Origin of the sequence: Pseudomonas abyssi, assembly GCF_002307495.1 — a bacterium.
GTDB classification, from domain to species: domain Bacteria; phylum Pseudomonadota; class Gammaproteobacteria; order Pseudomonadales; family Pseudomonadaceae; genus Halopseudomonas; species Halopseudomonas abyssi.
In genome coordinates, this window is the sequence record NZ_NTMR01000003.1 from 188,167 (window position 1) to 212,207 (window position 24,041).

Here is a 24,041-nt window from a genome sequence, read left to right on the forward strand (position 1 = left end):
CGCCGGGCGGCGCCCAGTAGCATTCCAATCAGCGCTTGGCCTACGACAGCTGGTGCTTCATCACCTTGCCATTGGCGTTGCGAGGCAAGGCCTGCATCTCTGCGTACAGGCGCGGGCGTTTGTAGTCGGCCAGCAGCGGTTCGAGGAAGGCTGACAGTTCTGCCTGCAGGTCGGCCACCGGTTCACGCAGCACGACGACCGCCTTCACCGTTTCGCCCCATTGCGGGTGGGGGACGCCAAATGCCGCCACTTCCACGATATTTGGATGCCCTTCCAGCGCGACTTCAATCTCCCGTGGATAGACGTTGACGCCGCCGGAAATGATCAACTCCTTGGCGCGGCCGAGCACCCAGTAGTAGCCACCGGCATCGCGCCGGGCAAGATCCCCGGAGTCCAGCCAGCCGTCGCTGTGCAGGCATTCGGCTGTCGCTTCGGGTTTGTTCCAGTAACCGAGCATCATGCCTTCTGTGCGGATCTGCAGTTGCCCGGTGCCTTCACCAATAACCTCGTTGCCGTGCTCGTCGACCATGCGCACTTCCGTGTGCAGTGCGCCGCGGCAGCCAATCGATCCTGCTTTCTGGCGATGTTCCTCGGGCATCATGATGGTGCCGCTCGGCCCTGCTTCGGTCAGGCCGTAGACGCAGTACAGACGGTCAGTGCGCATACGCTCGGCGATCAGCGCTACCTGCTCGCTGGAGAGCGGGCCGCCGCCGTAGACCCAGGCCTGCATCGAGCTGATGTCGCGCTCGGTGATATCCGGCTGCTGGGCGGTCAGCAGAAAGGCCACCGGCGCACCAAAGAAGTGGGTGGTACGTTCCTGCTCGACGGTATCGAGCAGCAGCCTGGGGTGAAACTCCGGCAAGACCACGTGGGCTGCGCCAACATAGGTGCCGCCCAGCAAGAAGACGTTGAGCGGCGCCGAGTGGGTCAGCGGCATCATGTGCAGCAGGCGGCTGTGCGGGCGCATGTCCATTTCCACTGCTGAGGCGGTCGCGACGGTCAGCAGGGCGTGATGGTCAAACAGTACGCCCTTGGGTTTGCCGGTGGTGCCGGAGGTGTAGAGCAGGGTGCAGGGCTGGTCGGCTGCTGCGTCGGCGACCAGCCAGCGGGCGTGCATGTCGGCCAGCTGGGCTGACGGCTGGTCCAGTCGCAGGCAGGGCGCCAGGGCGCTGGCACGTTCGGCGTGCTCGCCCTGGGCGATAACCACACGGGCGTCGCAGTCGCCAAGGATGTACTCCAGCTCCGCACTGGTCAGGCGCGCATTGATCGGCACCACAATGGCGCCCAGGTTGATCACCGCAAAATAACCCAGTACCCAGCTGTAGCCGTTGGGCAGGTACAAGGCAACGCGGTCGCCGGCGCCGATCTCATACTGCTCGTGCAAGTGGGCTGCCAGGCGCAGGCTCTGATCGTGCAGCTCGGACCAGCTGAGGCGGCACTCGGGCGTAATCAGCGCCTCGCCAGAAGGGAATTTGCGGGCATTGACGGCGAGCAGCTTAGGTATGTTCATGCGTAGCATCCTGTTGTTCTTGTTGATTGATGATATGCAGGGTCAATGGCTGATAGGGATATCTCTCCATTGGCCCGGTAGCAGGTTGTCCAGCGTCCAGTCGCCGATGCGCACGCGCACCAGTCGCAGGGTTGGCAGGCCAACGGCGGCGGTCATGCGGCGCACCTGGCGGTTGCGGCCTTCGCGGATGGTGATCGCCAGCCAGCGGGTGGGCACGCTCTTGCGAAAGCGCACCGGCGGATTGCGCGGCCACAGGGCAGGCTCGTCGATCTGCTCGACCTCTGCGGGTCGGGTCGGGCCGTCGTTCAGTTCGGGGCCATCGCGCAGCTGCTTCAGTTGCTGCTCGCTGGGCTCGCCCTCAACCTGCACCCAATAGGTCTTTGGCAGCTTGTGTTTCGGGTCAGTAATGCGTGCCTGCAGACGACCGTCATTGGTCAGCAGCAGCAACCCTTCGCTGTCGCGATCCAGACGACCGGCCGGATACACCCCGGGGATGTCGACAAAGTCACGCAGGGTTGCGCGCCCACCTCCGTCGGTGAACTGGGTCAGCACATCAAAGGGTTTGTTCAGCGCAATCAGGCGCGGCTCGGCAGGCGGCGGCGCGGGTTTGCGGCGAACGCGCTGCGGCGGGCGCGACTGAGCTGAGCGGGGGCGTTGCTTCATGCGATTCCTTGGTCTGATCGGCTGTGCAGGGCGGCCGAGCATTGTCCCTCTGGCGGTGGGCGGCTGGGAAGGGCGGCCTGCTAGGGCCGGTGCCATTTTTTGGCCATGCTGCGTTGTCGGTCGCTTATGTAGAGCGACTACACTGCGCTTCCTCCGCCTTGCCTGGCCAAAAAATGGCCTCCGGCAGGCGGGTGAACGAAATGGCAACAGACCCTAGGCCAGCCCATCACTTGAGACCACGGCAAGGGTGACGGTGGCCTTGCTGAACAGCCGCTTCTTACCCTTCTGTAATGCGAATACCTCGGCCTCGACGACGCTGATCTGCTTGCCCGGTTTGAGTACCTCGGCGCGGCACAGCAGGGTCTCACACAGCGCCGGGCGCAGCAGGTTGAGCTTGAACTCGACCGTCAGTGGCGCGTAGCCCTCAGGCAGCAGCGTGGCGGCGGCGGCGCCAGCGCTGTGGTCGGCAATGGTGCCTTGCACCCCAGCATGGACGAAGCCATTTTGCTGGCTGTGGCGGTGGAGAATCGGCAGCTCGGTTTCGACCCAGCCGGGCCCGCAGGCAACCAGCTTGACACCCAGGTCGCTGAGAAAGGCGGCGCGGTCAAAGCCGCTGCGAACCAGCGCTTCGATCTCTTGTTGTGTTCTGTTCATGCGCATCCCTCAGAGGTTGGCCGGTGTGGAGCGGGTGACCAGCGCCGCCACATCTATGCCGCGCGGCAGTGTGCCATACGCTTGCCCGTGCTCGCCCAGGCGGCTGGCGATAAAGGCGTCGGATACCGTGCTGTTGCCTGCTTCGAGCAGCAGTTTGGCCTGCAGTGCGATGGCGACATCTTCGGTCAGTTGGCGGGCGCGGTATTGAATGTCGTCGGTGTCGGCAAAGTGCTGCTTGATGTGCTCGATGCGCTGTTTCAGCGCGCTGGAACCGTGGCCGTCACCGAGTTCGATGAACAGGGCATCAAGCACGCCCGGTTCTTTGGACAGTGCGCGCAGAACATCCAGACATTGCACGTTGCCTGAGCCTTCCCAGATTGAGTTGACCGGCGCTTCGCGGTACAGGCGCGGCAGGATGGTTTCTTCAACGTAGCCGGCACCACCTAGACACTCCTGTGCTTCGTTGATCATGCCGGGCGCGCGTTTGCAGATCCAGTATTTGCCGATGGCGGTGACCAGGCGAGCGAACTTGTCCTCCTGCGCATCGTGGGCGTTGTCCAGCGCTCTGCCCATGCGCATGGTCAGGGCCAACGCGGCTTCGCTTTCCAACGCCAGATCGGCCAGCACGTTTTGCATCAGCGGCTGCTCGCTTAGAACCCGCGTGCCGACGGTGCGGTGCGCGCAGTGATGCGTCGCCTGGGTCAGCGCTTGGCGCATCAGCGAGCTGGAGCCGATCATGCAGTCGAAGCGGGTCAGCGAGACCATCTCGATGATGGTGGGTACGCCGCGCCCCTCCGGGCCAACCATCCAGGCCAGCGCTCCGCGGTACTCGACCTCGCTGGAGGCGTTGGCCCAGTTGCCCAACTTGTTCTTCAGGCGCTGCACGTAAAATTCGTTTCGGCTGCCGTCGGGGCGGTGGCGCGGCAGCAGGAAGCAGCTCAGGCCCTTGTCGGTCTGCGCCAGGGTGAGGAAGGCGTCGCACATTGGCGCTGAACAGAACCACTTGTGGCCGACCAGTTCATACGCCTGCCCCGGACCGCCGACACCCACCGGGTAGGCGCGCGTGGTGTTGGCGCGCACGTCGGTGCCGCCCTGTTTCTCGGTCATCGCCATGCCAATGGTGGCGCCGCTCTTCTGCTCAATCGGCAGGTTGCGCGGGTCGTACTGGCCGGACAGGATCTTCGGCAGCCAGGTCTTGGCGATGTCGGGCTGCAGGCGCAGCGCGGGGACGCAGGCAAAGCTCATGGTCATCGGGCAGCTGGTGCCTGCCTCGGCCTGGTTGTGCAGGTACATGGTGGCTGCACGGGCAACCTGTGCGCCGGGGCGCGGATCGTTCCAGGGTGCGCTGGTGATGCCGGCTTTGATGCCGGCGGCCATCAGTTCGTGATACGCCGGGTGGAAGTCGACCGTATCCACGCGGTGACCGTAGCGGTCATGGCTCTTGAATACCGGCTTGTTCTCATTAGCCAGGAAGCCCGCCTCCATCAGCGCGCCGCCTGCCAGCTGGCCGTAGGCGTTGAGCTGCATGTCGGCCCAGTCGCCCTGGTAGCGATGCACCCATTCCTGCAGTGGCAGGTCGGCGCGATACAGGTTGATGCCTTCCAGCGGTGGGACCTGATTGGTGACTTCGTGGGTTTCGGCGTACTGCTGTAACTGGCTCATGGAACCTCCTTGGCGTTGATGGCGCGCAGGCAGAAACGAACAATGGCGAGGGTGACGGCCTCCAGCGTTTCGCTGGGCAGGCCGCTCTCGCGGTCTGCTCGGGCCTGTGGTGAGAGCGGGCCGACCAGCGATTCGGCGACAGCCCCGACCACGCAGGCGGATGTCAGCGGAATGTTCTCGACCTGAAAGCTGCCGTCGGCGATGCCCTCGGCGATCAGTTCGCCGTACAGCGATGCATAGGCCTGACGGTAGTACAGACGCTGGGTCTCGACTTCTTCTTCGGCGGGTTCGGCAATCAGCGCATAGGCGAGCTGGCGGCTGTGCCAGGCGCGTGCGGCAAACTGGGTCAGGCCGTTGCGCAGGCGGTCGACCGCGCGGCCTTTGGCCTGGAACTGCTGCTTGAGGGTATCCAGCTCAAGCCGCGTGGCCTTGACGAAAACGTCGGCAGCCAGCTCGCCCTTGCCGGAGAAATGCCGGTACAGGCTGCCGGTGGCCACACCGGCGTTGCGCGCCAGCGTACTCATGGTCAGCGAGCTGAATCCACCCTCGGCGACCTGCTGTACGGCGCAGTCGAGGATGTGTTCGCGTAGCGCTTGATCGCGCTCGATGCGGCTGGCGGTGGTGCGGTAGGCCATGTTCTGAATCCTGGTTCACTTCTTTGAGTGCTAGTGAATCAGGATTCAGACGTTGGAGCAGCGGGGAAAACAGCCAGAAAAGCGGCTGAATTGGTCAGTGTTCGACCACCATGATCAACACTTCCTTGACGATGAAGGCGGCCACACCCAGGCCCAGCGCAAAGAACAGCACGGCGGTACCGTAGCGGCCGGCCTTGGACTGCTTGGCCAGATCCCAGACGATGAAACCCATAAAGGCAACCAGCCCGAAAATCATCAGGGGCATGGCAATGGCTTCGAACTGTTCGTAATTCACAGGCGACTCCGGCGCAAAAGTGGGGCGCCAGTATAGCGGTGTCGCACCGATAAATCAGCGCTTGCTCAAATGCGTCAGCGGCAGCTCCGTACTGGCAATGATCTGATGAAGCACGAAGCTGGAGCGTACGCTGGAGACGCCTTCAATGCGCGTCAGCGTGCCCAGCAGCAGTTGCTGATAGTGCTCCATGTCCGGCACCACCACGCGCAGGTGGTAGTCGGCGTCCATGCCGGTGACCAGGCAGCAGTCGAGGACCTCGGGGCACTGAGCAATCACCTTTTCAAAGCCGGCGAAGCGTTCCGGGGTGTGACGGTCCATGCCGATCATGACAAAGGCGGTCAGCTTGAGACCCAGCTTGGCAGGATCGAGCAGGGCCACCTGGCGGCGGATCAGGCCGCTTTCTTCCAGTTGCTTGACCCGGCGCGAGCAGGGCGAGGGGGACAGGCCGATGCGTTCGGCCAGCTCCTGATTGCTGATGCGGGCGTCGTGTTGCAGGGCGGCGAGGATCTTCAGGTCGTAGCGATCAAGGTTGAGAGAATCCATAGGTTTTAACCGATTGCTGGTGTTGTCTGATTTTTAGGTTTTTATTGCGCGATTGGCAAGCATTTGTGCAAAAAGAGGGAATTAATGTCCGGGCTGTCGCGATACCATGTTCAACAGATTCAGCCAGAGCCGGTCGTCCAGATCGCTGCGTCCACAAGGCGAAGCGAAGCCAGAACATCCAGAAGATGTGCGGCAAACCGGTTACCCAGCCCACAAGGCACGGGAGCAAAGGCATCATCCCAAGAGGATGGAAGGGGACGTAAAAAGGCGAGCTGCCCTGCAGGCAGCTCGCCTTTTTTATGCGCTCAGGCCGGGTCCTTGTGGACCAGTACGTCGGCCTGCGGGTAGCGCGCCATGATCGCCAGCCGGGCTTGCTCGCCCCGTTCGTGGGCCTCAGCCAGGGTGAGCGTGGCCGGCAGCTCAAGATGCAGCTGCATAAACCAATGTTGCCCGGACTGACGGGTGCGCAGGTCATGTACGTCGATGACGTCGGGTACGGAGCGGGCGATGCGCAGGGCCTCGGCACGCACGTCGTCAGGCAGTTCATGGTCCATCAGAATCTGAATGGCATCCAGCCCGATGCGCACGGCGCCGTAGCCGATGAACAATGCTATGCCCAGACCGAACAGCGCATCTGCCTGCTGAATGCCGAACTGGGCGAGCAGCAGGGCGATGATGATGCTGAGGTTGAGCAGCAGGTCGGAGCGGTAATGCAGGGCGTCGGCGCCGACGGCGGTGGAGTGGGTCCGGGCGATAACGTGTTTCTGGATCACCAGCAGGCCGAGCGTAGCGGCGATGGAGAACACCATCACAGCCACACCGGCCCAGGCGGTATCCAGCGGCTCGGGATTCAGCAGGCGGTTGATGCCCTGCAGCAGCACCAGCACCGCTGACCCGGTGATAAAGGCAGACTGCGCCAGCCCAGCCAGCGCCTCTGCCTTGCCGTGGCCAAAGCGGTGTTCCTTGTCAGCGGGCTTCAGGGCGTAGCCAACGGCAAGCAGGTTGATGATCGACGCGGCTGCGTCCATCAGCGAGTCGATCAGGCCAGCCAGCAGGCTGACCGAGCCGGTGCTCATCCAGACCGTGGCCTTTAGCGCGATCAGCATCAGCGCAACGGCGACCGAGGCGCGGGTCGCCAGCCGCAGCAGCCGGGCGCGCTCCTCGCCGGTGGCCAGCGGTGAACTCATCAGCCGCGGCCAGTGTGTTGCAGCAGGGCCAGTTGGCTGAGTGATTCGGCCTTGATCTGGGTCGCTTCGGCGAGCGGCAGATCCTGTCCCAGCTGCTGCTTGAGAATCTGCTGCAGCATGGCGGTATCGACCTGGCCGTCCTCGTCGACTGCCTGCTGCAGGGTCTCCGGGGCAACGCTGTATTTACCATTCGGCAGGTAGATGGCACCGGTTGCGAAGTCGACGCCAAAGGCGATCAGGCCCGGGATGATGTAGATCAGCAGGCCGATGCCATTGAGGATGGCGACGCCTGGGTCAATCTGGCCGCTGATCTGGCCTCGCCGTTCGGGGTAAAAAATCGAACCGCAGGCGCTGAGTTGGGTGATAAGGCTGCCGCACAGCACGATGGCGGCCAGAGGTTTGAGTCGGGTTTTCACGCGAGGCGCTCACAGCAGAGGGTTGACTGGAAATCGGCTTTAGCATAGCCGGCGGCCTGCGTGACGGGAAGCCTTCGGCCGCTATAATGCGGGCTCATTTCAGTCAGTCCAGGCCCCATGAACGACCTGCCCGTTTCCCAGATACTGCCCGAGCTTCAACAGACCTTGAGCGCGCGTCACTCGGTGGTGCTGCAGGCGCCGCCTGGTGCGGGCAAAACCACGTTGGTGCCGTTGGCATTGCTGAGGTGCGATTGGCTGGCCGGGCAGAAGATCATCATGCTCGAGCCGCGACGGCTGGCGGCGCGAGCGGCTGCCGAGCGCCTGGCCGAGTTGCTGGGTGAGCCGGTTGGGCAAACGGTCGGTTATCGCATTCGGCTGGAGAGCAAGGTCAGCGCAGCGACGCGCATCGAGGTGGTTACCGAGGGCATATTGCAGCGTCTGCTGCAGGACGATCCGGAGCTGCCGGGTGTCGGCGTGGTGATTTTCGATGAGTTTCACGAGCGGAGTCTGGATGCGGATCTGGGGCTGGCGCTGTGCGTGCAGACCCAGCAGTACCTGCGCGATGATCCACCGCTGCGATTGCTGGTCATGTCGGCAACGCTGGATGCCGAGGGTGTCAGCAGCTTGCTGGATGATGCGCCGATCATCACCAGCGAAGGGCGTCAGTACCCGGTGGATATACGCTATGGCGCGCCGGCGACGTTGGGTCGGGCAAATGATGCCGAGGTCGTTCAGACCGTGCTGCGCGCAGTGGAAGAAGAGGCGGGTAGCGTGTTGGTGTTCTTGCCGGGCATGGCCGAGATCCGCCGGGTGCTGGCGCGCCTGGAAGAGGCCTTGGGCGACCAGCCGAAGGTGCTGCTGACTCCATTGTATGGTGATCTCGATCTGACCGCGCAGCGCCGTGCAATTGCGCCAGCGCCGGAGGGTGCGCGCAAGATCGTGCTGGCGACCGCCATTGCCGAGACCAGCCTGACTATCGAAGGCATCAGGGTGGTGGTGGATGCTGGCCTGTCACGCGAGGCCGCTTTTGATCCGCTGTCGGGCATGAGTGCCCTGCAGACCCGCCGGGTATCCCGTGCAGCGGCGGAGCAGCGCGCTGGCCGTGCGGGGCGGCTGGAGCCCGGTGTCTGCTATCGGTTGTGGTCGGCGCAGCAGCATGAGCAGTTGGCTGCGCAGAGCGACGCCGAAATGCTGCAGGCCGATCTCGCACCGCTGGCATTGCAACTGGCTCAGTGGGGTATTCAAGAGCCCAGTGAACTGGTCTGGCTCGACCCGCCGCCTGCCGCTGCGTTGCAGCAGGGGAGGGAGCTGCTGGAGCGCTTGGGCGCCTTGGTACGCGATGGCGCCCACTGGCAATTGACCGAGCATGGCCGCGTCCTGGCGGGCTTGCCAATGCACCCGAGGCTGGCGCATATGCTGGTCGAGGGGCAGCGCCTTGGGCTGGGCGAATTGGCGGCGCGTATCGCAGCGGTAGTCGATGAACGCGATCTGCTGCGCCGCGCTGACAACGCTGATCTTGGTACCCGACTTGGCCTGTTTGACGACCCGCGCGGGGCCGATGTCGATCGTGGCGCGCTGCAGCGTGCCAAACGACTGGTAGAGCAATGGAAGCGCATGCTGAGCCGCCTGCCGTGTAACGACCCGGTCAGCGATCCGCAGAGTGATGACTGGCATGGCGTGCTGCTGGCGCTGGCCTACCCGGATCGTATTGCCCAGCGCCGTGGTGCTGCGGGTTCAGACTACCGTCTGGCCAATGGCCGCTCGGCCGGCTTTGTCGACGTCGATCGCCTGCAGCAGTGCGAGTGGCTGGCCGTGGCGGCGTTGGGTGGGCAGGGGGGGCAGCGCCAGGCGCGCATATTCATGGCCGCCGAGCTGAACGTTGAGCGTCTGCTGGCGGTGGAACCAAGCATGCTGGCGACGCGTGACACATTGGAGTGGGACAGCCGCAGCGAGACGCTGATGGCCGAACGGCAAGAGCGGATCGGCGAGCTGGTCTGGCGTCGTAAAGCCTTGCCGAACGTGGCGCCGGAGCAGCGTCAACGCGCGCTCTGTGAGGTGGTGCGACGTCAGGGCATCAACCTGCTGCCGTGGAAGCCGGAGCAGCGTCAGTGGCAGGCGCGGGTCATGTTGCTGCGCGAGCTGGATCTTGCGCAAGCTGCGGACAGCCGCTGGCCGGACCTGTCGGACGAGGCCCTGCTCGCCAGCCTGGAAGACTGGCTGGCGCCTTATCTGGACAAGGTCACCCGGCTCGCCCACTTCGCCAATCTGGAGCTGGGCAACATCCTCGCCGGGCTGCTGCCCTGGCCGCTGCCCAAAGAGCTGGACGAACAGGCGCCGACCCACTGGACAGTGCCGACCGGCTCGCGCATTCGCATCGATTACAGCGAGACGCCGCCGGTACTCGCTGTGCGTCTGCAGGAAATGTTTGGCAGTGCCGATACGCCGCGCATCGCGGGAGGTCGGCAGGCGCTCAAACTGCATCTGCTCTCGCCGGCCCAGCGTCCGGTGCAGGTTACTCAGGATCTGGCCGGGTTCTGGCAGGGCAGTTATGCCGAGGTAAAAAAGGACTTGAAGGGGCGTTATCCCAAGCATTATTGGCCGGATGACCCGCTGCAGGCCGAACCCACCCGCCGCGCCAAGCCGCGTGGCACCTGACTGAGTTGTTCTGTGCTTCCCTGGATCAGCACATCCCTTACAATGCGCCCCTTTGATCAGCGGAGAGCCCGATGGACAACACCAGCCAGATTCTTGAGCGCAGCGCCGAGCTGTTCAGCGGTCAGCGACTACTGCTGGTCAATCCCGCGGCCGATGGTCTGACGCGCAGCCTGGCGGCAGACTGGACGCTGTGGAACTGGGATTATGCGGCCAGTCGCGGCCTGGCCGGTGCGCTGCCGGAGGATCGCCTGGTGTTCTCGCATCTGTGTCCGCAGGTCGATGATCTGGATGCGGCAATTCTGGTCATGCCCAAGGCGATCGAGCGCGCGGAGTATGCGCTGGCGCAGATGGTGCCGTTGCTGGCGCAGGGCAAGCCGGTCTATCTGGTTGGCGAAAAGAAGGGCGGCATCACCCGCGCGGAGAAGCTGCTGGGGCGCTACGGGGCGCAGCCTGAAAAGCTGGACTCGGCGCGTCACTGTCAGCTCTGGCGGGTGGTGGTCGATCAGTCGGTTGCGCCGTTCCAACTGGAAGACTGGCTGCAGCGCTACGAACTGAGTATTGATGATCAGCCGCTGCAACTGGTCAGCCTGCCCGGCGTGTTCAGTCATGGTCGGCTGGACGAGGGCAGCGAGCTGCTGCTTGAAGAGCGGCGACCGTTGCCCGAGGGGCGCGTGCTGGATTTTGGCTGTGGCTCCGGGGTGCTGTCGGTGGTTATGGCGCGGCGTAATCCGGGCTGCCGATTCGAGCTGGTGGATATCGACGCGCTGGCAATCTACTGCGCCGGGCAGTCGCTGTCGCTCAACGGTATCGAGGCAGAGGTTTACCCCTCTGATGGATTGAGTGATGTGCACGGCCGCTTTGTCGCTGTGATCAGCAATCCGCCGTTTCACACCGGCATCCGCCAGGACACCAGCATTGCCGAGCGCTTTTTCAATCAGGTCACCCGTAACCTGCTGCCACGCGGCGAGCTGCGCATTGTGGCTAACGGATTTCTGCGCTATCCGCCGTTGATAGAGGAGCATATTGGCCCCTGTAATGTGCTGCGCGAGAACAACCGTTTCAAAGTCTACTCGGCGGTCGCGCCAGGTTGATTGGCTGATAGCAAGTCGTTATAGTTGCGTCCGTCTTAGGGGAGTAGCCTCCTTGCAAGCGCTAGGGAAGCACTGATTAATTCCACACGCCCTCTGCGAGTGCTCAAGCGTGCAGATGCATGCTTGAGCGCTCGCCCTACGGGGCGTACAGGCTGGGCCGCACCCTGTGTTGTGATTTCTCGACAGGTCCCGACATGCCTTCGAAATCACGCCTTGATTGCAGCCCAGCCGGATGCGGCCCAGCCTGAACGCCAGAGGGCATGCGGAATTAATCAGTGCTTCCCTGGCTTGCACTGGCAAACGTCAACATAATTGATCCGCAGATCATGGCGTTTGCGACCCTCCACCGCTCCGCGCGGTACCGGGTTTGACGAGACCTTTGACACGCGAACACCAGCCGAGGGCGGGGGTGTGCGTGTGTCAATGGAATCCGACCCGCCCTCATTTGGAAAATCCGTGGACGCTTTTTTCGTATCAAGCGGGATTGTTACGCTGGCAGAGATCGGCGACAAAACCCAACTGCTGGCGCTGCTGTTGGCAGCCCGTTTTCGTCGCCCTTGGCCGATCATCTGGGGCATTCTGGTGGCGACCCTGGTCAATCACGCAATGGCGGGTGCCATTGGTCAACTGGTTGCCGACTACCTGAACGACACCTGGCAGCACGCGATCCTTGCCGTGTCGTTTCTGGCGGTTGCCGCCTGGACCCTGATCCCGGACAAGCTGGACGAGGACGAAGCGCCGCCGGTAGGGCGTTACGGTGCTTTTGTGGCGACCGTGATTGCGTTTTTTCTGGCGGAGATGGGCGACAAGACACAGATAGCGACCGTCGTGCTGGCTGCGCAATTTGATGCTTACGTCTGGGTTGTTCTGGGGACGACCGTTGGCATGCTGCTGGCCAACGTACCGGTGGTGATTTTGGGCAATGTGGCTGCCGAGCGTCTGCCGCTGACGCTGATCCGCCGTGTTACTGCCTTTGCCTTCCTGCTGCTGGGGCTGTATTCGCTCTGGTTGCTGCTGGCTGGCAGCTAGCAGCCAGCGTTGTGCCGCCCAGCAGCACGCCCGCATGATCAGCCGTTGTTGATCATGCGGTCGCGGCCCTGTTGCTTGGCCTGATAAAGGCTGCGGTCGACCTTGTCCAGAAAGGCTCGCGGGTCGTCCCGCTGGCTCGGGGTAATGGTGCCAATACCCATGCTGATGGTCAGAAGCTGGCTGACCGGTGAGTTGGCGTGAGTGATCTGCTCCTTGAACAGCAGTGCCCGGCAACGCTCGGCCACACGCTCGGCGGCGCTGACGTCGGTTTCCGGCAGCACCAGAATAAACTCCTCTCCGCCGTAGCGGGCGAAAAAGTCTCTGGCCCGGGCCGCCGCGCCGCTGAGTACCTTGGCAACCCGCTTTAGGCAGTCGTCACCGGCAATGTGGCCATAATGATCGTTGTACTGTTTGAAGTAGTCGATATCCAGCAGGATCAGTGAAAGCGGTTGGCCGTTGCGACGCGCGTTGGTCCATTCCAGCTGCAAAATGGAGTCGAACATGCGCCGGTTGGCGACGCCGGTCAGGCCGTCCTTGAACGAGAGTTCTTCGAGCTCTCGTTGCAGAGCCTTGAGCTTCTCTTCGGTCTTCTTGCGCTCGCTGATGTCGAACATAAAGCCGATCAGCGCTTCTACCTCGCCGTTCTCGTCCCGCGCCACATGCACCACATCGCGAATCCAGACATAGTCTCCATCGGCAGTCAGGGCGCGGTAGTCCGCCTCGTGGTCGGTGCCGGATTGTGACTGCGATACGCAAAAGTTGACCACCCACTCGCGGTCTTCCGGGTGCATGCGGGTGGCCCAGTCGTCCACGCTCAGCCAGCTGTCCTGCCGCCAGCCCAGCAGGTGCTCGATCTGCGGGCCAATGTAGGTGAAAGCCATGGTCTTCCAGTCGATCTTCCACGGAATGGCCTTGGTCGATTCCAGCAGGGTCTTGTATACCGCGCTGTCTTGGGCAATTTCGGTGGCGATGTCGGTCATGGTCACATCTCTTCTGGCGGATGGTGTCAATCTGTCACGGATAAACGTTAGCAGGCTTCATGCCAAGTGGCCATTATGGTTGTTCACTGTGGCGATTGTGTGTCCGTGAGGCTGTGTACCGCGCGCTGGTACAGTGCCATCAGCTGCTCTGGTTGATCATAGACAATGCGTTCGCCAGCGCGCAGTTCGCGGCGCATCAGCCGAATCATCTGCTCCAGAACGGGTTGCCCGAAGTTGCTCGCTGGCTCGCCGGTGACCTCCGCGAGGCGTCCGGCAATGACAGCTGCATCGCTGACAACCGGGCAGATGCGGTAGCGATAGGTGCCGCCGATGGCCTCGGGTATCAGATCCATAAAGCGGTCTGGTCGTTGGCGGAAAAAGCTCAGCGGCAAGCGATAGGCGTTGTGGCCGAGAATCGGCAGATCGTCCGGTACTGCCTCTTCCTCGTCCAGCACCTGCAGGCCGGTGGCCAGCGGCAACAGTTGATCGAGTTGATAGTTCTGGGCCATGTGCGGGTTGCCAACCCGCACCAGGTTGGCGATCAGCTCCCCGAGCGAGGCGTGGCCAATGATGGCAGCGCGCTTGGGCAGGCCGCCCCAGGCGCCGTCGGCGCCATTGAGCAGGGCCTCCAGCACCGAGGCGTTCTCGAACCCGCCGCCAGCATGCATGTGCACCAGCAGCTTGAGTGGGCTGGGCAGGCAGCTGCGCGCCACGGCGACAAAGGCGCCGACCTGAAAGGGCAGGTAGGTGCCGCGATCATCTTCCATGCTCAGGCCAAAAATCGGCTGCTGGGCCAGCAACTGAAGAATCTCGATCGTCTCGCTCGGGTTGTCGGCAAAGGCGTCACAGCCGTCGACGACGTTGATCAGAATCTTGGGTGCGCCGCCGTGATCGCCGCGAATGTTCTGTTGCAGCCAGGCGATGCTGGCCGGCAGGCTGCGCCGCAGGGTGGCGAAGTCATACTGGCCGCTCATGCCGTCCTGGCTCAGGTAAATTTCGTGCAGGGTATTGGGGACGCCATAGTCACGCAGCTTGAGCATGGAAGGAGAGGGCGTGAACTCGCCCGCGTCGTTGACCAGGCCGATATCGGTGAAGGCGTAGCAGCCGGTCATGTCGATCTGATGGTCACGCAGGTACATCATGAAGTCGTCGTCGACCTCCAGCTCATCGGGCATGGAGTAGTCGAGGGTGCCCAGCAGGATGCTGTCGAACCCGAATTCACGCACCTTGGGCAGAATGGCCAGCTTGTCCTGCAGGGTTTGGCCAACGCGTGCACCAACCGGGTTTTCGCGCAGGGACAGGTCAATAAAGAACGGGTTGATGTTGCGCAGTTGATCGATCTTGGCCTGCGCCCCAGCGAGAATCGCATGGGCGTTGCTGAGAGTGTCGTCGATTGTCGACATCGGCGTTACCTTCCGTGGTGTGTCAGCTCCTGTGTATAGCACTGACAGGTCGGCCTTGCCACCGCATCTGGTCGCCAACTGCGACCAAAGCACACTGCAGGTTGTCATCTTGCTGTGTTACCTATGATGTAGATCAGCACGCTGACCGTATCCAAAACCCATAATTCGTGCTGCCGATTCAAGGATGTCTGTCATGAGCCCGTTTATTGCCCGTTTGTCGCGTTGCCTGCTGCCAACCCTGCTGTTTGGCTGGAGTTCACTGGCCTTTGCAGCTGACCCCATTTATCTCGGTTTGAACCTGCCTCGCACCGGACAATATGCCCAGGAGGGCCTGATGCAGATGCGTGGGGCGCTGTTGGCAGTGGACGAGCTCAATCAGGCGGGGGGCGTGCTGGGCCGGCCATTGCAGCTACTGGAGCGTGACTCGGCCTCCAATCCCGAGCGTGCACGCCGCAACGTGGACGAACTGGCCAACGAAGGCGCCCGCATGCTGTTTGGTGGCGCCTCCAGTGCGGTGGCGATTGCGGCGGGACAGCGTGCTCGTGAGCGCGGGCTGCTCTACTTCGGCACCCTGACCTACTCCAACGACACCACCGGCGCGGCCGGACATCGCTATATGTTCCGCGAGAGCTACAACGCCTGGATGGCGGCGCGGGTGCTGTCAGCCCAGTTGCAGAAGCAGTTCGCCGGCAAGCGCTATTACTACGTGACCGCCGATTACACCTGGGGGCACAGCACCGAGCAGTCGATGCGGCACTTTACTGATACCACCTCGACCGAGACGCACGGCGCGACGCTGGTGCCTTTCCCGAATGCGTCGTTGCGTGAAATGCGCGAGTCGCTGCAAAAAGCCAAGGATGCTGATCCCGAGGTACTGGTGCTGGTGCTGTTTGGCGAGCAGATGGTCAAGGCGATGAGCATTGTCCGGCAGCTGCGCTTCGATGATGTCCAGGTGGTGGTGCCCAACCTGACCCTGAGCATGGTCGAGCAGGCCGGTCCCGCGGTCATGGCGGGGGTGATGGGCGCGGTGCCCTGGGCCTGGAATGTGCCGGCGCAATTTGGCTATGCGCGGGGTGAGGAGTTTGTCGGTGACTTTGTCGAGCGCTATGAAACCTACCCGTCCAGCTCGGCCGCGTCAGCCTACAGCATCGTCTATCAGTGGGCCGATGCGGTCACCCGCACGGGCTCATTGGACAGTGAAACGCTGATTCGTGCGCTGGAAGGGCACAGCTATGAATTGCTGAAAGATACCCAGACCTGGCGGACATTTGATCACCAGAACCTGCAAACGGTGTACGCGGTGCGGATCAAACCGCGTGCCGAGGTGATGGCTGACCCGCTGCATCAGGACTATTTCGAGATCCTGGACTCATTGGCAGGTGAGCAGGCTGCCCAGACGCTGGAGCAATGGCAGACGGTACGTCGTGAGGCCGGGCAACCGCTGACCTTGCAATAACGGCGTCAGAAGCCCTGCTTGGCGAGCAGCGCTGCGACCTGCTCCAGCGCAGGGATGTCCTGCACGTCGGTCTCCAGCCACGGCAACTGGGGGCGCGGCAGCGCAGCGAAGGCTTGTTCGATCTGTCGCAGGTACTGCGCTTCCTGATCGCGCCTCCGGCGCAGAAAATCGCCGTCGGCGTCGCCGGGAATGACCCGGTTGACCAGGGTCGCGACGACCGGAATGCCTGCTTCGCTGAGTGCGCTGACCGCGCGTTCGGTTTCTAGAATCGGCAGGCGCTCGGGTGTCAGCACAAAGAGAAAGCCGCTCTGTACCGGATCTTCCAGCTGACGCCGGGCCTGGTGAAATAGCCGGCGGCGCTTGCGCAGGGTGTCGGCTACGTCGCGACTGCGGCGGTCCAGTCCGCTGAGCTGATCCTCGTTGGGGTCGGCCAGCGGATTGGCTAGATCGCGCCCACTGCGTGGCGTCAGGTGCTGCAATACCTTGCTCAGCTCGGCGGACTTGCGGTTGTGACTGAGCAGGCCGTCGGTCCAGGCAGCCATGGCTTCGGGCAGCGTCAGCAGGCGCAGGGTGTGGCCGGTGGGCGCGGTATCAAAGATGATCAGGTCGTAGTCATCCGCAGGCGCCGTCAGCAGCCGCGCGATTCGCTCGAGCAGCGCTGCTTCCTGGGTGCCGGGTGAATGCCGGGTCAGCTGCATCTGGCGCTTCAGCTCCTGCAACATTTCCGGCGCGGCCAGTTTGCGCATGTGTTCGATGACCCGCGCCAGATGAGCGTCCACCTCGGCGTTCGGATCAATTTCCATGGCATCCAGGTTGGGCAGCAGACGGCGGGGATGGTCGTCGAGCGGCCGGGCAAACACATCACCCAGGCTGTGGGCCGGGTCGGTGGAGACCACCAGGCAGCGCTTGCCGCGCTGGGCGGCCAGCACGGCGAGGGCGGCCGACACGGTGGTCTTGCCCACACCGCCCTTGCCGCCGACCCAGATCAGGCGGCGCTCGAGCAGATTGGAAAGGTTGGCTGAAATAACAGGTCTCCCGTTCAGCAGCAGCGGAAATGATCCAGTGGCGAGTGTTCCATGCCCATGCGTCGATGCCAGTCATGAAAGCGTTCAAGCAGCAGCGGCTGTAGCTCCAGCGTGTAGTAGGCGGCGGGGTTGGGCACGCCCATCATTTCGCTGAACACCAGCAGCATGAACAGGTCATCGTGGTCGCGACGGCTGCGGGCAATGGCGCCGCGATAGCGCGCGCTGTAGCTCTCCTCCAGGAAGAAACGGGCCTGGCTCAGCCAGGCCCGCCAACTGTCACTGCGTTTAGTCGGCATCAGGCTGCTCCGTAGCCGCCAGGGCCCGATGGCGCTTGAGCGCTGCGGCGCATTCCAGCGCTACCAGAATCGCCGCCACCAGTACCACGATATCCAGCCCCAGCAGGAAGTAGTTCTCCTGTTCGAAGAAGGTCTTGAGCTGCAGCACCAGAGCCAGCACGGTCATCAGCAGCAGGAAGCACAACGGCAGCAGGGTAAACCACATGGGGCGGCGCATGTGCACCAGCATGACGGTGATTACCAGCAGGGTCAGGCCGGCCAGCAGCTGGTTGGTGGTGCCGAACAATGGCCAGATGATCATACCGCCGGAGCCGTCTGCACCGCCGGCACCAAAGGCCAGCAGCAGGCAGGTGCCGATGGCCAGCAAGGTAGCCGGCAGCGGCTTTTTCATCCATGGCTGGTTATAGATTTCGCCCCATTCCTGGAAGATGTAACGCTGCAGGCGCAGGCCCGTGTCCATGGTGGTGCCGGCGAACAGCGCGGCCATCACGGTCAGCAGGGTCGCTGCTGTGACCTGCGGCAGGCCCAGGCCGTTGTGGATCACGTAGGCGCCGCCTTCAACGAAAGCCGTTACACCGCCTTGGCCAAAGGCCGAGTACATGGCTTTCCAGTCCGTCAGGCTGGCAAAGCCGGCACAGGCGACCAGAATCGCTGCCAGTGACAGACAGCCTTCGCCGATGGCACCGAAGTAACCGACAAAGCGGGCGTCGGTTTCCTTGTTCAGCTGCTTGGAGGTGGTACCGGAGGCGACCAGTCCGTGGAAGCCGGAAATGGCCCCGCAGGCAATGGTCACGAACAGCAGGGGCAGCAGCGATGGCGTGCCGGCGGGCACATCGTTGTTGATCATCGGCGCTACCAGCACCGGGTTGAGCAGGGCGATGGCGCCATAGAGGATCAGCAGGCCAACAAACAGCTGCAGGCCGTTGATGTAGTCACGCGGCTGCAGCAGCATCCACACCGGCAGGACCGACGCGATACCGGCATAGAGAAACAGCAGCAGAATCCACACCGCGTTGCCGGACAGGCCCGCTACCTCGGCCGGCATCTGAATCGGCACGCTGGGGCCGGCCCAGATCAGCGCATACAGCGCGACCACACCGATGACCGATACCACCGGCAGGCTGACGATACGGCGATAGATCAACTGGCCGACGATCAGGGCGACGACGATAGCGCCCCACACCGGCAGCACCGCAGTGGGGAAGTTCATCATCAGCTTGGCGATCACCACTGCGAACACTGCGTTGACCATCAGCAGTACCAGGAAGATGACGATCATGAAAATGCTGCGGGCGCGCTTGCCGACCACGTCGCCGGTCAGCGAGCCGACCGATTTTGCCTTGTTGCGCACACTGGCCCAGATCGCGCCCATGTCGTGCACGCCAGCGAAAAAGATGGTGCCCATGACCACCCAGAGAAAGGCGGGCAACCAGCCCCAGATAACGGCAATGGCCGGGCCCACAATGGGCGCAGCGCCGGCAACCGAGGTGAAATGGTGGCCCCAGAGAACGAAGCGGTTGGTGGGGACGAAGTCGATGCCGTCTTCAAATTCGTGCGCCGGAGTACGAAAGTCCGGGTCGAGGCGGTAAATACGCTGGGCGATAAAGCGTGAGTAAATGAGGTACCCGAGGGACATCAATACCAGCCCGATCAGCAGAAGGATCGCTGCGCTCATGGGGTGGGGCTCCTGTGCGGTTGGGTCTTGTTTTAAGGGGATGCCTTTGTCTCAGGCAAGCCACTTACGACTATAGTTCAGCGTGGCGGCAGGCGTTTTACGACTAATGTCTAGGCTAGAGTCTGTTGCCGTTTCGCTCACTCGCTTGCCGGCGGCCCTTTTTCGGCCATGCTGCGTTGTCGGTCGCTTGTGGTGGAATGACCACGCCACGTTTCTCGCTCCTTGATTGGCGGCTTTACAGGCAGCAACAGACGGGAGAGCGAAACGGCAACAGACCCTAGCGACTGGCAAGCCACAGGCCGCAGCCAATCATCAAGCCGCCGCCAAGCTTGCGGGCGGCAGGCTGCTCAAGCGGGCTGGACAGTCGGCTACCGACCAGCGCATACGTCCCCTTGACCAGTAGCAGCGCGGCTGCGGTGGTGCCCAGCACCTGCAGGCATAACAGCGGTGTCAGTGGGGCGGCCACAAAGAGCGGGAAGAAACTGGCATAAAACACCAACGCCTTGATATCACCGAGGGTCAACATCAGCCCGGCCAGCAGGCTGGTGCCCCAACTGCCTGCAGTGCCAGAGGGTGGACGGGTTGCCGGCTGCCTGCACCAGAGCGTCCAACCAAACCAGACCAGATAGGCCGCAGCCAGCCAGCGCAATAGTTGGAACAGGGAGCCCAGGCTTTCCATTGCTGCCTGCCAGCCGGCCAGCGCCAGTGCGGCCAACAGCAGATCTGCCAGCGTAATGCCCGCTGCGGCGGCCAGGCCATGGCCGGTGCCCCGCTCGGCACTGCGCACGACGACCAGGGCAACGCTGCTGCTGGGCAGCAGTGCGAGGGCGATCAGAGCCAGAAACAGTGACAGCAGGGCTGCCAGGCTCATCAGCTGTCCTGCGCCTTGAGAACGCGCTCGGTGCTGGCGGGGTAGCGCTGCAGTAGCGATGCAGGTCGGACGGGCCGGGCGACAAGATTGCCGCCGCAGTTGGGGCAGCGTCCGCCAAAGCGCTGTGCTGCGCAGGTCTGGCAAAAGGTGCATTCAAAACTGCAGATCAGGGCGTTGCTGGCATCAGCTGGCAGGTCGGTGTCGCAGCACTCGCAGTTGGGGCGTAGTTGCAGCATGGGGCGGATTCCGGTAACGGGCTTATTCGCTGTTATAGCAGTGGCTGATGCGCGGTGAAAGCTGGCTGGCAAGGGTGTACGCTGAGTACTGACTTTTTTACTGATGCGAGCAAGCCCATGCAAAGCCTGACCATTGATATCGTTTCCGACATTGCCTGCCCCTGGTGCGCCATCGGCTATGCGCGCCTGGAGCAGGCGTTGGCCACGCTCAAGGGTGAGATCGATGGGCAGGTCGAGTGGCATGCCTTTGAACTCAACCCTGACCCGAATCAGCAGCCGATGCCCATCGTCGAGGCACTGTCACGTAAATACGGCCGTACCGAAGCCGAGATGCGGGCGGCGCAGGACAACATGATCCGTATCGCCACCGATCTGGGGCTGAATTTTACCCATATGCAGGAACGCAGCACCGCCAACACCTTTGATGGACACCGGCTGGTCAAATGGGCGGCCGAGCATGGTCGGCAGACGGCGATGAAGCAGGCCCTGTTTGACGCTTACTTTGGCGAAGCGAAAGACGTCAGCGATAAAGGCGTCTTGCTGGAGGCGGTGCGCGCGGCCGGTTTGGACGCAGCCGAGGCCGAGCAGGTGCTAGACACTGACCGCTTTGCCGACATCGTGCGCGCCGATGAGGCCAAGTGGCAGCAAGCCGGTATCTCGTCCGTGCCGGCCTTTGTGATCAATGGCCGTTATTTGATCTCGGGTGCGCAGGAGCCGGACTATCTGGTGCAGTCGTTGCGCGAGATTGTCCGGCAAGATGCCGAGGGTGCGCCGGCCTAGGTGACCGGCAGCCTGAACGCCGCGCAGGGCGTGTGGAGTTATCAGAGCTTGCCTAGAGGTTGCTCTTGATCATGGTGCACTGCTGAACGCCGGCGCGGCCCTGTTGCTCGCTGACAACCTGCAGCTTGGAGCCACCGGAGACCAGGCCCATTTTCACTTCCTGCCAGACAAAGTAGTTGCGGTTTGCTTCGGTGTTGAGCAGGAGCGACGAGGCGCCATTTTGTGAGCTGATGGTGTGCTGACCCGGTTCGAGCTGGAAGCGGAAGAATGACTTGGGCCCGGTGGTGCCCGCCTGCCTGCCATCCACCGATACCGGCATCGATAGTGCGGCCCCAAAGGTTTCATTACGGTAGACGTAAACTTGGGCGTAATCCGGGTGGGTGTTGAACTGCTTGGCTTCGGTGTTCATGGCGCTGGGCGCCTTGTTAATGCTGGCGCAGCCTGTGGCCATTGCCGCGGCAACGAGTACGGCAGAGAAAAGCGTGTTTCTGATCAACATCGGGTCCATCCTTTTTTTGTGGGTGATGCTCTTGGTTGCTTGACGGCGCTGGCAGCTGGTGCACGAAAGCGCCAGCGTTGAAACGCCGGGAAACAGGGCAACAGGGAAACAGGGCAGAGTATCGGGGCATCCATGCCGCAGGAGGGCCGCGAGGCAGTGCCTGCGATGGCGAAATAATGCCCCTGCCGATGATATTCCGCTAGCCCTATTTTTCAGTCAGATTGCAATCAGGTTGCAATCTGAGGTTGGCATGCTTCCCTAATGCCAACGATGGCTGAGAACAGGAGAGAGGCTGGCATGGATTCATCCCAGACCGGGGCTGCAGGGCAGCCAGTGGCGCAGGCATCGCTGCGCCAGGCGCTGCTGTTTTGGCTGAAACTGGGCTTTATCAGTTTTGGCGGTCCGGCTGGGCAGATTGCCCTGATGCACGAGGAGCTGGTGACCCGGCGGCGCTGGTTGTCAGAGCGACGTTTTTTGCACGCGCTGAATTACTGCATGCTGCTGCCAGGGCCTGAGGCGCAGCAGTTGGCGACTTATCTGGGGTGGTTGCTGCACCGCACCTGGGGTGGTGTGGCCGCCGGGCTGTTGTTCATTTTGCCGTCGTTGCTGCTGCTGATCGTGCTGGCCTGGGTATATCTGGTATTCGGCCAGGTGCCACTGGTCGCCGGGTTCTTCTATGCGATTAAGCCGGCGGTAGTGGTCGTGGTGTTTCAGGCTGCCTGGCGCATTGGCGGGCGGGTGCTGCGCAATGGCTGGTTATGGACGATCGCTGCCGTGGCCTTTGCCGCGATCTTCTTTTGGCGTCTTCCCTTTCCGCTGATTGTTCTGGGCGCCGCTCTGGCCGGAGCACTCGGCGCGCGTTGGCGCCCCGGCGCCTTTACCACCGGTGGCGGCGAGGCGGCGACCTCATCGGCGGCACCAGCGCTGATCGACGACCATACCCCGACGCCTGAGCACGCCCGCTTCAGCCGGCTGCGTCTGGCACGTCTGATGCTGCTGGGGGCGGTGCTGTGGTGTTTGCCGATGCTGGTGTTGACTGCCAGCGTGGGTTGGGACGGTACCCTGACGCAGATGGCCTGGTTCTTTACCAAGGCGGCGCTGCTGACCTTTGGCGGTGCCTATGCGGTATTGCCTTACGTCTACCAGGGGGCGGTGGTGCAGTTTGGCTGGCTATCGCCCTTGCAGATGATTGACGGGCTGGCGCTGGGTGAAAGTACGCCGGGGCCGCTGATCATGGTGGTCGCCTTTGTTGCCTTTGTCGGCGGCTATCTGGGGCAGGTGCTGGGGCCGGAGCAGCTGTTTGCGGGTGGTGCACTGGCAGCATTGCTGGTGTGCTGGTTCACCTTCCTGCCGTCCTTTCTGTTCGTGCTGGGTGGGGCGCCCCTGATTGAAGCAACGCGTGGGGAGCTTGGCTTCAGTGCGCCACTGACGGCCGTCAGCGCGGCGGTGGTAGGGGTGATCCTGAACCTGGCGCTGTTCTTTGCCTGGCATGTCTTCATGCCGCAGGGGCAGGGTCCCGACTGGCTGGCGCTGGGCCTGGCGGCGATAGCCGCGGTGCTGATGTTCGGGCGTGGCTGGACGGCGCTGCAGACGCTGCTGCTGTGCGGGGCAGCAGGTCTGCTGTTGGGCTGGGCCGGCTGGCTGCCCTGAGTGGTCGTCAGCCGGATAGCGCCGCTACCGCAAGCCCTGTTTCAGGCAGCGGAGTGAGCCGGGCCACCCAGACGGTTCATCAGGGTGCGCAGCAGTACGCCGTAGAGCGGCAGGAACAGCAGCATGCTGATAATCAGCTTGATGGCGTAGTCGACGGTTGCAATTTCCACCCAGTGCTCGGCCATGAAGGGGTTGCTGCTGTGCCAGAAGGCGACCGAAAAGAAGGCAAAGGTGTCGGCCAGGTTGCCCAGCACGGTCGACAGGCTGGGGGCAATCCACCAGGCCTTGATACGGCGCAGGCGGTCGAATACCTGAATGTCGAGTAACTGGCCGATGACATAGGCGACGAAGCTGGCCAGCGAGATGCGCAGGACGAAATCATTGAACGACAGCAGCGATGACACGCCGCGATAGCTGCCTTCCTGGAACACCACCGACACCAGGTACGAAGCAACCAGCGCCGGCAGCATGACGCGAGCAATGACGCGGCGCGCGGCCTGTTTGCCGAGCAGGCGAACGGTCAGATCGGTAGCGAGGAAGATGAACGGAAAGCTGAAGGCGCCCCAAGTGGTGTGGTAGCCGAACAATGTGATCGGCAGCTGCACCAGGTAGTTGCTGGCAATGATGATGATGATGTGAAAGCTGATCAGCAGTGCGAGCGCGCGGCGCTGCATGCCGGAGGTAAGTACGGTCATGTGTCGTCCTTTTTACGATTCGGACCGGTTGGTCCGCCGTTTTGTCAAATGGGGTGAGGGAACCCATGTCGTTCGGGGTCGAACGGCGCGCAATTGTACCGGTTTTGCGGCGATTGACTAGCGTCTTTGCGGCTT

The 24,041-nt window shown here is 62.7% G+C and carries 24 protein-coding genes; 6 read left to right on the forward strand and 18 right to left on the reverse strand.

Annotation, left to right across the window (positions count from 1 at the left end; genetic code table 11):
- Positions 1 to 40: 40 nt before the first annotated feature.
- From CNQ84_RS03320 to CNQ84_RS03360, 9 genes are all read right to left on the reverse strand, one after another.
- Positions 41 to 1,510, reverse strand: a complete 1,470-nt coding sequence (locus CNQ84_RS03320; protein WP_096003496.1) for a class I adenylate-forming enzyme family protein — start codon at positions 1,508 to 1,510, stop codon at positions 41 to 43.
- A gap of 42 nt (positions 1,511 to 1,552) precedes the next feature.
- Entirely contained in the window at positions 1,553 to 2,173 is a 621-nt protein-coding gene (locus tag CNQ84_RS03325) for a pseudouridine synthase (protein WP_096003497.1), read from the reverse strand.
- A gap of 213 nt (positions 2,174 to 2,386) precedes the next feature.
- Entirely contained in the window at positions 2,387 to 2,827 is a 441-nt protein-coding gene (locus CNQ84_RS03330) for a PaaI family thioesterase (RefSeq protein WP_096003498.1), read from the reverse strand.
- Positions 2,828 to 2,836: 9 nt separating this feature from the next.
- Positions 2,837 to 4,489 (reverse strand): acyl-CoA dehydrogenase family protein, encoded by a 1,653-nt coding sequence (locus CNQ84_RS03335; RefSeq protein ID WP_096003499.1) that lies wholly within the window; start codon positions 4,487 to 4,489, stop codon positions 2,837 to 2,839.
- Positions 4,486 to 5,124, reverse strand: coding sequence for a TetR/AcrR family transcriptional regulator (locus CNQ84_RS03340; protein WP_096003500.1), 639 nt, complete (start codon positions 5,122 to 5,124; stop codon positions 4,486 to 4,488). Before CNQ84_RS03340 ends, CNQ84_RS03335 begins: the two co-directional genes overlap by 4 nt.
- Before the next feature lie 94 nt (positions 5,125 to 5,218).
- Positions 5,219 to 5,389, reverse strand: coding sequence for a DUF2788 domain-containing protein (locus CNQ84_RS03345; RefSeq protein ID WP_096003743.1), 171 nt, complete (start codon positions 5,387 to 5,389; stop codon positions 5,219 to 5,221).
- Positions 5,390 to 5,473: 84 nt separating this feature from the next.
- A complete protein-coding gene (locus tag CNQ84_RS03350; protein WP_096003501.1) occupies positions 5,474 to 5,962 on the reverse strand; it encodes an Lrp/AsnC family transcriptional regulator in 489 nt (162 codons plus the stop codon).
- Between the two features lie 305 nt (positions 5,963 to 6,267).
- Positions 6,268 to 7,137, reverse strand: a complete 870-nt coding sequence (locus tag CNQ84_RS03355) for a cation diffusion facilitator family transporter (RefSeq protein WP_096003744.1) — start codon at positions 7,135 to 7,137, stop codon at positions 6,268 to 6,270.
- An 11-nt stretch (positions 7,138 to 7,148) separates the two neighbouring features.
- Positions 7,149 to 7,565 carry a polyribonucleotide nucleotidyltransferase gene (locus CNQ84_RS03360; RefSeq protein ID WP_096003502.1) on the reverse strand — a complete coding sequence of 139 codons (417 nt, stop codon included), beginning with the start codon at positions 7,563 to 7,565 and terminating at the stop codon, positions 7,149 to 7,151.
- A gap of 117 nt (positions 7,566 to 7,682) precedes the next feature.
- Between CNQ84_RS03360 and hrpB the strand changes: the two genes are divergently transcribed.
- The 3 genes from hrpB to CNQ84_RS03375 all read left to right on the forward strand — a co-directional run bounded on the left by hrpB (position 7,683) and on the right by CNQ84_RS03375 (position 12,340).
- Positions 7,683 to 10,220: an ATP-dependent helicase HrpB gene (hrpB, locus tag CNQ84_RS03365; protein WP_096003503.1), complete on the forward strand. Its 2,538-nt coding sequence runs from the start codon at positions 7,683 to 7,685 to the stop codon at positions 10,218 to 10,220.
- A 71-nt stretch (positions 10,221 to 10,291) separates the two neighbouring features.
- Entirely contained in the window at positions 10,292 to 11,311 is a 1,020-nt protein-coding gene (locus CNQ84_RS03370; protein ID WP_096003504.1) for a methyltransferase, read from the forward strand.
- Positions 11,312 to 11,767: 456 nt separating this feature from the next.
- Positions 11,768 to 12,340, forward strand: a complete 573-nt coding sequence (locus tag CNQ84_RS03375; protein WP_174704237.1) for a TMEM165/GDT1 family protein — start codon at positions 11,768 to 11,770, stop codon at positions 12,338 to 12,340.
- Positions 12,341 to 12,378: 38 nt separating this feature from the next.
- Here the strand turns inward: CNQ84_RS03375 and CNQ84_RS03380 are convergent, their stop codons facing one another.
- Both CNQ84_RS03380 and CNQ84_RS03385 read right to left on the reverse strand, forming a co-directional pair.
- Positions 12,379 to 13,320: a GGDEF domain-containing protein gene (locus CNQ84_RS03380; RefSeq protein WP_096003506.1), complete on the reverse strand. Its 942-nt coding sequence runs from the start codon at positions 13,318 to 13,320 to the stop codon at positions 12,379 to 12,381.
- Between the two features lie 83 nt (positions 13,321 to 13,403).
- A complete protein-coding gene (locus CNQ84_RS03385; RefSeq protein WP_096003507.1) occupies positions 13,404 to 14,723 on the reverse strand; it encodes a beta/alpha barrel domain-containing protein in 1,320 nt (439 codons plus the stop codon).
- A gap of 214 nt (positions 14,724 to 14,937) precedes the next feature.
- Between CNQ84_RS03385 and CNQ84_RS03390 the strand changes: the two genes are divergently transcribed.
- The gene (locus tag CNQ84_RS03390) at positions 14,938 to 16,179 is read left to right on the forward strand and encodes an ABC transporter substrate-binding protein (protein WP_407920668.1); all 1,242 of its coding nucleotides are present in this window, start codon (positions 14,938 to 14,940) and stop codon (positions 16,177 to 16,179) included.
- Between the two features lie 5 nt (positions 16,180 to 16,184).
- On the opposite strand, the gene CNQ84_RS03395 is transcribed toward CNQ84_RS03390, so the two are convergent.
- The 5 genes from CNQ84_RS03395 to CNQ84_RS03415 form a co-directional block, all read right to left on the reverse strand.
- Positions 16,185 to 17,276, reverse strand: a complete 1,092-nt coding sequence (locus CNQ84_RS03395) for an ArsA family ATPase (protein ID WP_342745746.1) — start codon at positions 17,274 to 17,276, stop codon at positions 16,185 to 16,187.
- Positions 17,219 to 17,500, reverse strand: a complete 282-nt coding sequence (locus tag CNQ84_RS03400; protein WP_096003510.1) for a cory-CC-star protein — start codon at positions 17,498 to 17,500, stop codon at positions 17,219 to 17,221. The genes CNQ84_RS03395 and CNQ84_RS03400 overlap by 58 nt, the downstream gene beginning before the upstream one ends.
- Positions 17,490 to 19,175 carry a carbon starvation CstA family protein gene (locus CNQ84_RS03405; protein ID WP_096003511.1) on the reverse strand — a complete coding sequence of 562 codons (1,686 nt, stop codon included), beginning with the start codon at positions 19,173 to 19,175 and terminating at the stop codon, positions 17,490 to 17,492. Before CNQ84_RS03405 ends, CNQ84_RS03400 begins: the two co-directional genes overlap by 11 nt.
- 277 nt (positions 19,176 to 19,452) lie before the next feature.
- On the reverse strand, positions 19,453 to 20,046 hold the full coding sequence (locus CNQ84_RS03410; protein WP_096003512.1) for a LysE family translocator: 594 nt from the start codon (positions 20,044 to 20,046) through the stop codon (positions 19,453 to 19,455).
- On the reverse strand, positions 20,046 to 20,282 hold the full coding sequence (locus CNQ84_RS03415; RefSeq protein WP_096003513.1) for a DUF1272 domain-containing protein: 237 nt from the start codon (positions 20,280 to 20,282) through the stop codon (positions 20,046 to 20,048). Before CNQ84_RS03415 ends, CNQ84_RS03410 begins: the two co-directional genes overlap by 1 nt.
- Before the next feature lie 117 nt (positions 20,283 to 20,399).
- On the opposite strand from CNQ84_RS03415, the gene CNQ84_RS03420 reads away from it, so the two are divergent.
- Positions 20,400 to 21,062, forward strand: coding sequence for a DsbA family oxidoreductase (locus tag CNQ84_RS03420; RefSeq protein WP_096003514.1), 663 nt, complete (start codon positions 20,400 to 20,402; stop codon positions 21,060 to 21,062).
- Between the two features lie 52 nt (positions 21,063 to 21,114).
- Here the strand turns inward: CNQ84_RS03420 and CNQ84_RS03425 are convergent, their stop codons facing one another.
- Positions 21,115 to 21,561, reverse strand: coding sequence for a DUF2846 domain-containing protein (locus CNQ84_RS03425; protein WP_165771209.1), 447 nt, complete (start codon positions 21,559 to 21,561; stop codon positions 21,115 to 21,117).
- Between the two features lie 297 nt (positions 21,562 to 21,858).
- On the opposite strand from CNQ84_RS03425, the gene chrA reads away from it, so the two are divergent.
- Complete coding sequence (chrA, locus tag CNQ84_RS03430) at positions 21,859 to 23,211, forward strand: chromate efflux transporter (protein WP_096003516.1); 1,353 nt, start codon at positions 21,859 to 21,861, stop codon at positions 23,209 to 23,211.
- A gap of 41 nt (positions 23,212 to 23,252) precedes the next feature.
- Here chrA and CNQ84_RS03435 read toward each other — a convergent pair whose 3' ends face one another.
- Positions 23,253 to 23,906 (reverse strand): 7-cyano-7-deazaguanine/7-aminomethyl-7-deazaguanine transporter, encoded by a 654-nt coding sequence (locus CNQ84_RS03435; protein WP_096003517.1) that lies wholly within the window; start codon positions 23,904 to 23,906, stop codon positions 23,253 to 23,255.
- Between the last annotated feature and the right edge of the window lie 135 nt (positions 23,907 to 24,041).